The 11,644-nt window shown below is 59.4% G+C and carries 9 protein-coding genes; 5 read left to right on the top strand and 4 right to left on the bottom strand.

Features of this window, described 5'->3' with window-relative positions; genetic code table 11:
* The first annotated feature begins 134 nt into the window (after nucleotides 1–134).
* From dnaN to ACFMBG_RS00035, 3 genes are all read left to right on the top strand, one after another.
* The gene (gene dnaN / locus ACFMBG_RS00045) at nucleotides 135–1,256 is read left to right on the top strand and encodes a DNA polymerase III subunit beta (RefSeq protein WP_421052695.1); all 1,122 of its coding nucleotides are present in this window, start codon (nucleotides 135–137) and stop codon (nucleotides 1,254–1,256) included.
* Between the two features lie 63 nt (nucleotides 1,257–1,319).
* Nucleotides 1,320–2,417 (top strand): DNA replication/repair protein RecF, encoded by a 1,098-nt coding sequence (recF, locus tag ACFMBG_RS00040; protein ID WP_421052694.1) that lies wholly within the window; start codon nucleotides 1,320–1,322, stop codon nucleotides 2,415–2,417.
* On the top strand, nucleotides 2,414–3,034 hold the full coding sequence (locus ACFMBG_RS00035) for a LysE family translocator (RefSeq protein WP_421052693.1): 621 nt from the start codon (nucleotides 2,414–2,416) through the stop codon (nucleotides 3,032–3,034). The genes recF and ACFMBG_RS00035 overlap by 4 nt, the downstream gene beginning before the upstream one ends.
* A 9-nt stretch (nucleotides 3,035–3,043) precedes the next feature.
* Here the strand turns inward: ACFMBG_RS00035 and ACFMBG_RS00030 are convergent, their stop codons facing one another.
* The gene (locus tag ACFMBG_RS00030) at nucleotides 3,044–3,637 is read right to left on the bottom strand and encodes a TetR/AcrR family transcriptional regulator (RefSeq protein WP_421052692.1); all 594 of its coding nucleotides are present in this window, start codon (nucleotides 3,635–3,637) and stop codon (nucleotides 3,044–3,046) included.
* A gap of 108 nt (nucleotides 3,638–3,745) precedes the next feature.
* Here ACFMBG_RS00030 and ACFMBG_RS00025 point away from each other — a divergent pair, with 108 nt between their 5' ends.
* Complete coding sequence (locus ACFMBG_RS00025; RefSeq protein ID WP_421052691.1) at nucleotides 3,746–4,339, top strand: NAD(P)H-dependent oxidoreductase; 594 nt, start codon at nucleotides 3,746–3,748, stop codon at nucleotides 4,337–4,339.
* Nucleotides 4,340–4,424: 85 nt separating this feature from the next.
* The gene (gyrB, locus tag ACFMBG_RS00020) at nucleotides 4,425–6,842 is read left to right on the top strand and encodes a DNA topoisomerase (ATP-hydrolyzing) subunit B (RefSeq protein ID WP_421052690.1); all 2,418 of its coding nucleotides are present in this window, start codon (nucleotides 4,425–4,427) and stop codon (nucleotides 6,840–6,842) included.
* A 669-nt stretch (nucleotides 6,843–7,511) separates the two neighbouring features.
* On the opposite strand, the gene ACFMBG_RS00015 is transcribed toward gyrB, so the two are convergent.
* From ACFMBG_RS00015 to ACFMBG_RS00005, 3 genes are all read right to left on the bottom strand, one after another.
* On the bottom strand, nucleotides 7,512–9,134 hold the full coding sequence (locus tag ACFMBG_RS00015; protein WP_421052689.1) for a hypothetical protein: 1,623 nt from the start codon (nucleotides 9,132–9,134) through the stop codon (nucleotides 7,512–7,514).
* The gene (locus tag ACFMBG_RS00010) at nucleotides 9,106–10,095 is read right to left on the bottom strand and encodes a trypsin-like serine protease (protein WP_421052688.1); all 990 of its coding nucleotides are present in this window, start codon (nucleotides 10,093–10,095) and stop codon (nucleotides 9,106–9,108) included. Before ACFMBG_RS00010 ends, ACFMBG_RS00015 begins: the two co-directional genes overlap by 29 nt.
* Before the next feature lie 82 nt (nucleotides 10,096–10,177).
* The gene (locus tag ACFMBG_RS00005; protein ID WP_421052687.1) at nucleotides 10,178–11,011 is read right to left on the bottom strand and encodes a hypothetical protein; all 834 of its coding nucleotides are present in this window, start codon (nucleotides 11,009–11,011) and stop codon (nucleotides 10,178–10,180) included.
* Nucleotides 11,012–11,644: the final 633 nt, after the last annotated feature.

The raw sequence follows: 11,644 nt of genomic DNA, 5'->3' as shown, positions 1-11,644 counted from the left end.
TATGCCGCCCGCCGCCTCTTGACCCCGCCTGAAATCCCTTGGAGAAATCCATAAAAAGCCTTGTATGGCAGGGGTAAACAGGTAGGTTGCTTGTCCCGGCCACTGACAGGGGCCTGACGAAGAGGATTTGGGACATGAAGATCAGCATCGAACGCGGCACGCTTCTCAAGGCTGTGGCTCAGGCGCAGTCTGTGGTCGAGCGCCGCAACACCATTCCGATCCTGGCGAATGTGCTGATCGAAGCCGAGGGCGACAGCGTTCAGTTCCGCGCAACCGACCTGGATATCGAGGTGGTCGACAAGGCCCCCGCACAGGTGGAGCGCGCCGGTGCCACCACCGTGGCCGCCACCACCCTGCACGAGATTGTCCGCAAGCTGCCTGACGGCGCGCTGGTCACCCTGAGCGCCGACGCCGCAACCGGCCGCCTGACCGTTGAGGCCGGCCGCTCCAACTTCTCGCTGGCGACCCTGCCGCGCGAGGATTTCCCGGTGATGGCCTCCTCGGAATACCACTCCAACTTCGCTGCCAAGGCCGCGGTGCTGCGCCGCCTGTTCGATAAATCGAAATTCGCGATCTCCACCGAGGAGACCCGTTATTACCTGAACGGCGTTTACCTGCACGTCTCTGCGGGTGCCGAGGGCGGCAAGGCCCTGCGCGCCGTTGCCACCGACGGCCATCGCCTGGCCCGCATCGACGCCGAGCTGCCGCTGGGCGCCGAGGACATGCCGGGCGTGATTGTGCCGCGCAAGACCGTGGGCGAGCTGCGCAAGCTGCTGGATGATGACGACATGGACATTGCGGTGTCGGTCTCGGAAACCAAGGTGCGCTTTGCCACCCCGAATATCACCCTGACCTCCAAGGTGATCGACGGCACCTTCCCCGACTACACCCGCGTGATCCCGGCCGGCAACACCCGCCGCCTGGAGGTGGATGCGGCAGAGTTTGCCCAGGCTGTTGACCGGGTTGCCACCGTGTCGTCGGAGCGCTCCCGCGCGGTGAAACTGCAGCTGGAAGAGGACCGCCTGATCCTGTCGGTGAACGCCCCCGACAGCGGCGCCGCCGAGGAGGAGCTGGCGGTTGCCTACAACGACGAGCGGCTGGAAATCGGCTTTAACGCCAAGTACCTCTTGGAGATCGCCAACCAGGTGGACCGCGAAAACGCCGTGTTCATGTTCAACTCCTCCGGCGACCCGACCCTGATGCGCGAAGGCAACGACGAAAGCGCCGTTTACGTCGTGATGCCGATGCGGGTCTGAAGCGCCTGACGGCGCTGCCTCCGGCGGGGATATTTTTGGCCAGAAGAACAGGGGAGCTCCCGCGTGCTGGCTCTGACCTCACTTGTATTGTCCCATTTCCGCTCGCATTTGCGGGCGGAATTGCGTTTGGACGGGCGTCCCGTTGCGATTTACGGGGACAACGGGGCGGGCAAGACCAACATCCTGGAAGCGGTGTCGCTGTTTTCGCCGGGCCGCGGCCTGCGCCGGGCCAGCGCGGCAGAGATGGCACGCCAGCCCGAAGCGCTCGGGTGGAAGCTGAAGGGCGAGCTGCGGGCGCCCTCGCAGGCCTATGAGGTGGAAACCTGGTCCGAGGGCGGCGCTGCCCGGCAGGTGAAGATCGACAACAAGTCCGCCAGCCAGTTGGCACTGGGGCAGGTGGCGCGGGTGGTCTGGCTGATCCCGGCGATGGACCGGCTGTGGATCGAGGCGGCCGAGGGGCGGCGCCGGTTCCTGGACCGGATTGCGCTGAGCTTCGAGCCCGGCCATGCCGAGGCCTCGCTGGCTTATGAAAAGGCAATGCGCGAGCGCAACCGCCTGCTGAAGGAGCAGATCCGTGACGCCGCCTGGTACCGGGTGCTGGAGGACCGGATGGCATCCGCCGGGCACCGGATTCATGCCGCGCGGGTCCAGGCGGTGGATCTGCTGCAACTGGCGCAGGCGGAGGCGGAAACCGCCTTTCCCGCGGCTGAGCTGGAATTGCTGCAGTCGGAGGGCAGCATGCCCTCGACCGAAGCCGATTTCAAAGAGGCGCTGGAGGAAAGCCGGTTCCGGGACCTGGCGGCGGGCCGCACCCTGGTGGGGCCGCACCGCACCGACCTGATCGGCACCTACCGGGCCAAGGGCATCCCGGCCAAGGATTGCTCCACCGGCGAGCAGAAGGCGCTGCTGGTGTCGCTGATCCTGGCCAATGCGCGGGCGCTGGCGCAGCGCGAGGGCGCGCCGCCGATCCTGCTGCTGGACGAAGTGGCCGCGCACCTGGACGCGGGCCGCCGGGCCGCGCTTTATGACGAGATCTGCGCGCTTGGCACCCAGGCCTGGATGACCGGCACCGGGCCGGAGCTGTTTGCCGGACTGGGCAGCCGGGCCCAGGTGCTGGAAGTCTCTGACAGCGGCGGCACCTCGGAGGTTCTGCAAAAATGACCGTCACACCTTGGGATCTGATCCTCTACGCGGGGGCCCTGCTGATCCTGTTTCTGACCCCCGGCCCGGTCTGGCTGGCGCTGATGGCGCGGTCGGTCTCGGGCGGATTTCAGGCCGCCTGGCCGCTGGCGGTGGGCGTGGCCTGCGGCGATATCCTGTGGCCGCTGATCGCCGTTGCGGGCATGTCATGGGTGGTGTCCGAGTTCACCGGCATCATGACCGCGCTGCGCTGGGTGGCCTGCCTGATGTTCCTTGGCATGGGCTATCTGCTGATCCGCCATGCCGGCGACGCGGTGGAGGAAAACCGGGCGCTGACCCGCCCCGGTGTCTGGGCCGGGTTCATGGCGGGGATTGCCGCGATCCTGGGCAATCCCAAGGCGATCCTGTTCTACATGGGGGTGCTGCCGGGGTTCTTTGACTTGTCCGGCACCTCCTGGCCGGATGTGGCTGCGATCGTGACCCTGTCCTTCGTGATCCCGCTGGTCGGCAACCTGGCGCTGGCCGGCATGGTTCACCGGGTGCGCCGCGCGGTGACCTCCACGCGGATCCGGCGGCGTATCAACCTGGTGTCGGGCGGGCTGCTGATCGCGGTGGGGCTTGTGATTCCGTTCACCTGAGCGCTGACCTTAGCCAGGCGGCAGAAGCCAGGCCCGCAGATAGGGTTCGAGCGCCTCGGCCGGTGACGCGTCGTTTTTGTGTTCGGCGCAGAACCACACCCCCAGCACATGGTTGAGGAAGCCCTGGATGCCCTCTGCCAGCAGTTCCGGCGGCTGGTCCTTGCGGGCCTTGCCCGTTGCCTGCAGAGTTTGCAGCCAGCCTGTCAGCATGGTGACCTGCCGGATGAAGCTTGCCGCCACCACTTCGTCCGGTTCCGCGGCCGTGGTGCCGGAGTAGCGCAGCAGCAGGTCAAAGATCACCCGGTCCTGGGCAACATAATCCAGATGCGGCGCCAGCCGGGCGGTCAGGGCGGCAACGTCAGCGGGGGGGGCGCCAGCCTCCATCCCGTCGAGCAGGCGCGTCACCTCCGCGCCGATCAGGACTGCCAGAAGCCCGTCCTTGTCCTTGAAGTGGGAAAACAGGGTGCCCTTGGCCACTCCGGCCCGGGCGACCACGTCTTCGACCCGCAGGCCGCTGTAGCCTTGCTCCCGCACGATGGCCGCTGCCACCTCCAGCAGCTTTGCCCGCGTTTCCAGCCGCCGCTTCTGGGGTGCACGTGTCATGTCTCAGCCTCACGATCTCGTTATTGACCGCGGTCACTTTTATAATTGACCGCGGTCATTTTTGATTCAATAAAGTGACCATGGTCAACTTAACTTGCGGAGCTCCAAATGTCTTCCCGGAAAATCCTGATCCTGAACGGCCACCCCGGCCAAACCTCGCTGTCGAAATCCCTTTGCGCCGCCTACCAGGCCGCGGCTGAGGAAAACGGCCACCAAGTGCGCTGCCATGACATTTCGCAGATGCAGTTCGACATGGATTATGGCCAGAGCGGGTATAAGGACCCGAAGCCGTTGGAGCCGGATCTGGCCGCCTTTCTGGAGGATCTGGAATGGGCGGAGCATGTGGTGATGTCTTCACCGCTGTGGTGGGGCGCGGTGCCGGCCAAGCTGAAGGCGGTGTTCGACCGGGCCCTGCTGCCGGGGCGTGCCTTTGACACCCGCAACGTCAATTTCATGGGTGTGCCGGCGCCGATGCTGACGGGCAAGACCGCCCGGGTTCTGCTGACTTCGGACACCCCTGCGCTGTGGCTGCGTTTGTTTTACGGCAATGCGGTGAAGAATTTCATCAGCCGCCAGATCCTCGGCTTTGTCGGTATCAAACCCACGCGGTTCACCACTTTTGCGCCGGCCTCGGATGCGCCGCAGGCCAAGGTCGAAACCTGGCTCAGAACGGCGGGCGGTCTGGGGGCCAAAGCGGCTTGATTCTGCCAAGAAAAAAGGGGGCTTGCGCGTGACATTCCCGGTCAGGTTTCGTATAAAATCCCGAAGCTAAGACAGGAAGATGTGAATGTCCGGAAACGAGCAGGCCCCCGCAGAATATGGCGCGGATTCCATCAAGGTTCTCAAGGGGTTGGAGGCGGTTCGCAAACGCCCTGGCATGTACATCGGGGACACGGATGACGGCTCGGGCCTGCACCACATGGTGTATGAGGTCGTGGACAACGGCATCGACGAGGCGCTGGCGGGCCATGCCGACCATGTGACCGTGAAAATCCATGCCGATTCCAGTGTCTCGGTTAGCGACAACGGCCGCGGTATCCCGGTGGATATCCATGCCGAGGAAGGTGTGTCCGCAGCCGAGGTCATCATGACCCAGCTGCACGCCGGCGGTAAGTTTGACTCGAACTCCTACAAGGTCTCCGGCGGTTTGCACGGTGTGGGTGTGTCGGTGGTGAACGCCTTGTCCGACTGGCTGGAACTGCGCATCTGGCGCAACGGCAAGGAGCATGTGGCCCGGTTTGAGCGCGGCGATACCGTCAAGCATCTGGAAGTGGTCGGAGAGTGCGGCGACCAGACCGGCACCGAGGTCCGGTTCATGGCGTCGACCGACACCTTCTCGAACCTGGAATATTCTTTCGAGACGCTGGAAAAACGCCTGCGCGAACTGGCCTTCCTGAATTCCGGCGTGCGGATCATTCTGGAAGATGAACGTCCGGCAGAGAAACTGACGGCTGAGCTCTTCTACGAGGGCGGCGTCAAGGAGTTCGTCAAATACCTTGACCGGCACAAGACCCCGGTGATGGAGGCTCCGGTCTACATCGTGGGGGAAAAGGACGACATCGGCGTCGAGATCGCGATGTGGTGGAACGACAGCTACCACGAGACGGTGCTGCCCTTCACCAACAACATTCCGCAACGCGACGGAGGCACCCATGTGGCGGGCTTCCGCGGCGCGCTGACCCGGACCATCAACAACTACGCGCAGACTTCGGGCATCGCCAAGAAGGAGAAGGTCTCCTTCACCGGTGACGACGCCCGCGAAGGGCTGACCTGTGTTTTGTCGGTCAAGGTGCCGGACCCGAAATTCTCCAGCCAGACCAAGGACAAGCTGGTATCCTCCGAGGTGCGTCCGGTGGTCGAAAGCCTGATGGGCGAAAAGCTGGCCGAATGGTTCGAGGAAAACCCCAACCAGGCTAAGCAGATCGTCGGCAAGATCGTCGAGGCCGCGCTGGCCCGAGAGGCCGCCCGCAAGGCGCGCGAGCTGACCCGCCGCAAGACCGCGATGGACGTGAACTACCTGGCCGGCAAGCTGAAGGACTGCTCCGAGAAAGACCCCTCCAAGACCGAAGTCTTCCTGGTTGAGGGGGACTCGGCCGGCGGCTCCGCCCAGACGGGCCGGGACCGGATGACCCAGGCGATCCTGCCCCTGCGCGGCAAGATCCTGAACGTGGAACGGGCGCGGTTCGACCGGATGCTGTCCTCCCAGGAGATCGGCAACCTGGTGATGGCGCTGGGCACCGGCATCGGCCGGGATGAGTTCGACATCTCCAAGCTGCGCTACCACAAGATCGTCATCATGACCGACGCCGACGTCGACGGCGCCCACATCCGCACCCTGCTGCTGACCTTCTTCTACCGGCAGATGCCGGAGCTGATCGAGGGTGGCTACCTCTACATCGCGCAGCCGCCGCTCTATAAGGTCGCGCGCGGCAAGTCGGAGGTCTACCTCAAGGACCAGGCGGCGCTGGACGATTACCTGATCAACCAGGGCGTCGACGGCGCGTTGCTGAAACTGGGCGACGGGTCCGAGATCGCCGGCGCCGACCTGACCCGCGTGGTGGATGAGGCGCGCCAGCTCAAGCGTGTTCTGGATGCCTTCCCGACCCACTACCCGCGCCACATTCTGGAGCAGGCCGCGGTGGCCGGTGCCTTTGTTCCCGGCGCGGTGGATGCCGACCTGCAGGGTGTTGCCGACAAGGTGGCGGCCCGCCTCGACGCCATCGCGCTGGAGTATGAGCGCGGCTGGCAGGGCCGGATCACCCAGGACCACGGCATCCGACTGGCCCGTATCCTGCGCGGGGTGGAGGAAGTGCGCACCCTGGACGGCCCGATGCTGCGCTCCGGCGAGGCCCGCAAGACCGGCAGCTTCACCAAGAGCCTGCAGGAAGTCTACGGCACCACCGCCCAGCTGGTCCGCCGCGACCGCAGCCAGATCATTCACGGGCCGCTTGGTCTGTTGCAGGCGATTCTGGAAGAGGGCGAGAAGGGTCTCACCCTGCAGCGCTACAAGGGCCTGGGCGAAATGAATCCGGACCAGTTGTGGGAAACCACCCTGGACCCGGATGCGCGCACGCTGCTGCAGGTCCGCATCGACGACATGGTCGAGGCGGATGACCTGTTCACCAAGCTGATGGGGGATGTTGTGGAGCCCCGCCGGGAATTCATCCAGAAGAACGCCCTCAGCGTCGAAAACCTGGACTTCTGATACCATGTAGGATCGCCCAAAAGCGTGTTTTGACCCATACTTTTGCGCAAGTTGCCCATAGTTTTGGTTCTCGCACACGCTAAGGAAGAAGTGGAAGCCGAAGGCTGCGAAAATCTCCTGCTTGAGTTGACAGCTGGGTTTCTTGCTCTACTGGATTTTTGTGACTTCTGTTCCGGCTGCTGTACTCGCCATGAGCGGGGCGAACTGTGGATTGTCGGTGGGTTAAGGGTTCCAGGCGCAATGCAGGCCCTATAGGGCGCTCAGGACGCCCTATAGGGTGAGATGGAGTTTCCCGCCGCACCACGACTGTTTGGCGCCTTCTCAGAGCACCTGGCCGTGGTCGGTTGCCAAGCAAACCTTAGCAAGCCCACCAGGGGATCAGAGTAACAACACGAGCGTTCGGGGCCCGTCGACCTAAAGGTTGCTGAGCGGACTTTGCGGACACTCGCCGCGCCAGCAGCATTGGCTTACAGCAACGGCAGCTTTGTAAAGTTTGCGATCTGCTGCACATGCGAACCTCAGCATTGTGGTGAATCCCTGGATAGGCCCCGACACGCCCGTCAGTTTTCAGCGCGACGAGATGAGCCAAACTCTCTCGTAAGTTATACGACCCGTTGACAAAAGACCTCTGCCGACGCCAGGCTTCAAGCACAAAATCCTGTGCGACGCTCACCTACTAGGGAGAAGCGTAAACACATTAAGCCTGCCAGTTGGCGCAACTCCGCATTGTTCCTGAAGTGGGTTGTCGAGTTCACCAATGCACTCCATGTCGAAATCGGTCCATGAAGCGCCGCTGACCAATCCAATCAGGATCAGCGATTTGCCGTCGTCGTCCAGGGCAAAAACAGGGCCGCCAGAGCCTCCAACTCGGGTGTCGAGGCTTGTGCAACCGAAACCGCCGAAGGTCTCCGCGTTGTTGCCAATCTCAGACTTGAGCTTGGAAATTCCTGCCTTTCGCTCTGCATCAGTCGAGCCGACGTCGTAGTAGCCCATGAGCCCGGCCAAGGTCTCCACACAGTGTTCCATGCCCATCAGGCGCCCTCCAGAAATGTCCATCAAAACTGGTGTGTGTGGGTAACCGGAACCAAAGAGGCGCCTTCCCCTCTTCAATAGGCTATTCAACTCGCCTGGGTCGGGCCAGCGCCACGCGCTGAAAACGACATCGTCCACCGGTGCCCAAGGTAAGGGTTCTTTCAGGCGGACCCTAACGACATCCGGACTGAAAAATTGAATTGTCTCACAAGAAGACATGTACTTGGAAGAAACAACATAGTCACTCTGTGTCAAACCAAGCAGTGAAATGGCTCTGAATTTGGTGTCTTCCGAGCAGGGTTTCTCGCTGCCTATCCCCAAAGACCTCAGAGTTTCATCTACAAGGTCGAGTTTTGCATTCCTTAGACAGTGCGCTGCTGTCCAGACGGTTTTCCCACCAGGCTCAACAATGCCCGAACAATGCAGTACTTTCTTTATTGCTACATCCGCAGAACATGTTTGGTGACGGTACACTAAACCGCCGCCATCGCTTGGTTTAATGACTTTACCCATGGAAGCGAGGAGGACGGTTTGCAGTCTTGCGGAGTTTACTGAGCGCCCAACGGCTTCTTTGTCTACTTCAGGCGGTTGATAGCAACTAGTGTCGCCTTGCAGACCACCGTTCCAATCAAGGCTCGTAGGGTCCTGCAGGCGTACCAGCGCCCCATCTCGTACGACGGAAGTCCCAGTCACCGGATTAATTGATGGCGTGTTGCCATCAGGACCAACGGGCATAATAAAGGGGGTGATGCCTTGAATGTCTTCCCAAAGTTCTTCGTCTTCAACGAAGTCGTTGCCGTAGGAAACGGATCGACCATCGAAATCCCGCCAGGTTGTCACGCTGTCTGGGCCTTCGGCCAACCAATCGCTCGCGCTTTTTTGTCCGTATACTGATCCATGATCCTTCAAAAGTTCCTTGATGTCATTTGAAGTGAGATCTAATCCCTCAATGGACCAATTGTCGCCTATTGCATTTGGCGCAATGTCTGCGGCTGTATTTGGCAAGGTCTTGAAGGTACTTACGGAATTCCCAAAGTCTCTTTGCAGGTCAACGCCGGTTCCGCTCGTTTCTGCCCCCAACAGGTCACTAAATGAGCCCATGTCGGTCGTACTGCCAAACGTGCTGGGGCCCGGAAATGAATGGCTGCCTTCAAATGATCCGCCGCTTGGTATCATGTTTTGGCCGTGCCCAACGGCGGCATAAAACGAAATGAGCGTTGCTAAGCAAACTCTAGTTTTGAAGTTTTTCAATTCCAGCATTGATAAAATCCATGTTCCCCAAGATTCCGACAAGGTAGCTGACGTTACCAGGCTTTGCGCATGCTTCTGGAGCTAAACCGTATAGAACGGCGTGGTTTACTCCTGCAATCAGAACGCTTGATGATGGATGTTCTGGATTCGCAACCAAAAACGGACCTCCACTATCGCCGTTGCACAACGCCACGGACACCTTATTTCCACCAATCTCAGCTTCGCCAGCCACAAGGAAGGATCGTTTTGCATAGTTTCCAGACGTAATTTTCATCGGAACCACATCGCTGGTTATCCATCCTAATGCTCGACTTCCCCCAACCCTTTCAGTCTGGTAGTTTATGTATTGCATCCCATACCCTACGAACATCTTTAGCGAGTGACTGTTGATCTGGGATTTTTGAAGCAACGGAATAATTCTGTTTTCCGCATCTGGAACTGGTTTCTCCAAACGCACCAGTGCTAGATCGCTTGTCTGGCTCCACCTCAGTGTTCCATCGGTCCTTTTTTCTAACCCCCCGATGTGCAAAGCTGTGTTGGAACTCGACAGTTTCACCTCTTGTGTATGGGAGCCAGAAGAATTGCTCTTCGGAAATTTGGCCTTGATATATTTATGGAGTTTTCCGTCAATATTGCGCACGCAATGCTGAGCGGTCAGGAGAATCTGCGGAGCAATCAATGTGGCAGAGCACCCAAATTCACCTGACCTACCTTGCTTTTTGTAAAGCAGCCTTGCTACGCCCGAAAACAAACCCTTCGGTGCTTTCTCAAAAACAGTGACCGTATACCCGGGGTCGGGTTCGGGAATTTCTTCTTCGGTGGTTTCTTCCGGGTCGTCGTAGGCAGCTTGCGGTACAGGTTCTTCGATTGGGATGTCATCAGTAATTAGCAGAGTATCTGACAGAGCAGGGCCAAGGGACCAAAAAACAAAGGCTACTTGGGTGACCAATAAAGCAGGCAGTTTTGGCATTATAATTCTCACATCTTCCCAATTGGCATCAAAGAAATTGTCAGCAGCGCGCTTCCAGGCCGCGCAACTTTTGATGGCCTCATCAGTTTGAAAGAAAGGCTTTCAAACACGCCCCTGGCTCGACATTGTCGATGAAACCAAAGACCTGAGGGTTAGACAATTCGACCATGTATTCCATAGCCTGGTTGGCAACGGCATATGCTTTACTCGCCTCAACCAATCCTTCGTAGGTAACTTGACTTCCAGTTGCGCCAACGACTTGGGTGAGGGTTTTTGCGTTGCCAAGCCCCACCTGATCCGCCTGAATGGTGCCGTTTACTTTGTTCTTGCTTGCAGTTAGAGCGAGTTCGGTAAGTCCGATGGAGAATGACCCGTTCTTGAACTTTGCATCGATTTCAATTCGCACGCCCACACCGACCATCACGGCGCCAATGTGCGGGTTTGTGGTAGTGCAAGGATAGGATTTGTACCGAAAGTTGTGATAGGTCAGAAGAAAGTTTCCCTTCTTTGCAGAAAAATTAAGTCCCGCAGGAATAGAAAATTCAGCGCCCGTTTTTCTGTCAGTAATTTCTGTCTGAACAAAATTGTTTTGAAGTTCCCGTCTCCATACGTCAGGGCTTAGGGCTTTCCAATATCTTTCGACCTTCTGCCCGCCTTCAATAACCCAAACCTTTTCGATTTCGGTTCCCTTCCAAGGTGTGAAAAACTGTGTGCCCGCGACTGGAACCGGAGCGTCATCCGGCACATCGTCTAGCATGACCGTTGCGGAAAGAACTTCACTAGAAGACAATTCCAAACTTTTGTTTATGCGTTCCAGGTCCGTTGCGACGAATTCTCCTAAAGTTTGTTCGGCAACACTGGCGTTCGCCCAAAGAGCAACTGCAACGGTCGTTAATAGGACATCCTTGGTTGACATTCTCTATACCCATCTGTTTTCAAATAGCAGTACTGATCCAACCGTAGATTGAAGAGGAAATTTTCACAAGCCTTTTGGGAGACACGAAATGTGGACGAGCCCCCGACGAGGATCTGCATGAATAGGGCACTTTCGACAAGTTTAGTCGAGCCCGTCGCCAAAGGCGGCCTTCGAGGCGACGCTCCAAAAAGAGTCGCTTCTTAAGCGAATGCCTGAGTCGATCAGCGTGACTGCTTTGGGGCTGTCTGCAACCATCGGGAGGCAAGAACCGAATGGCGGTTCCGTCCGCAGGTTGGCTGCCCGACCAAACTGCGGCGAAAGTACTGTCTCGGATATAGGTAGGCCCGCGCCATCGACTTTCGCAACGTCGCAACATTCGAACGGCTGCCGCTGCGAAAGAATGCTGCGCCAGTAGTAGCCGCAGCAGCACAAGTCCGCTTTTTCCCGCTGAGCGGTCTTGCTGTTGCCGAACGTTAAGCGTCCGCTTAGCGCTGTTCATTGCCTTGTGCAGTTGCGAGGCCCTGCCTGGTGGCCAGTGACCGCAAAGGGCTTCTTGCTGCCGAGGCTGTGTGGAAACTCGCCGTTATCAGCGGCCTTCGCCTCGTTCCCGAGCGATCTCGGCGTTGATCCTGC

The organism is Leisingera coralii (assembly GCF_049056525.1).
In the GTDB taxonomy this organism is placed as follows: Bacteria; Pseudomonadota; Alphaproteobacteria; order Rhodobacterales; family Rhodobacteraceae; genus Leisingera; species Leisingera coralii.
This window is presented reverse-complemented; position numbering and strand designations above follow the sequence as displayed.

What these genes read in the sequence shown, in the direction of transcription:
- ACFMBG_RS00010 (WP_421052688.1), bottom strand. Translation starts at nt 10,095, where the DNA reads ATGCCAAAACTGCCTGCTTTATTGGTCACCCAAGTAGCCTTTGTTTTT.
- ACFMBG_RS00005 (WP_421052687.1), bottom strand. Translation starts at nt 11,011, where the DNA reads ATGTCAACCAAGGATGTCCTATTAACGACCGTTGCAGTTGCTCTTTGG.
- dnaN (WP_421052695.1), top strand. Translation starts at nt 135, where the DNA reads ATGAAGATCAGCATCGAACGCGGCACGCTTCTCAAGGCTGTGGCTCAG.
- ACFMBG_RS00015 (WP_421052689.1), bottom strand. Translation starts at nt 9,134, where the DNA reads ATGCTGGAATTGAAAAACTTCAAAACTAGAGTTTGCTTAGCAACGCTC.
- gyrB (WP_421052690.1), top strand. Translation starts at nt 4,425, where the DNA reads ATGTCCGGAAACGAGCAGGCCCCCGCAGAATATGGCGCGGATTCCATC.
- ACFMBG_RS00025 (WP_421052691.1), top strand. Translation starts at nt 3,746, where the DNA reads ATGTCTTCCCGGAAAATCCTGATCCTGAACGGCCACCCCGGCCAAACC.
- ACFMBG_RS00030 (WP_421052692.1), bottom strand. Translation starts at nt 3,637, where the DNA reads ATGACACGTGCACCCCAGAAGCGGCGGCTGGAAACGCGGGCAAAGCTG.
- ACFMBG_RS00035 (WP_421052693.1), top strand. Translation starts at nt 2,414, where the DNA reads ATGACCGTCACACCTTGGGATCTGATCCTCTACGCGGGGGCCCTGCTG.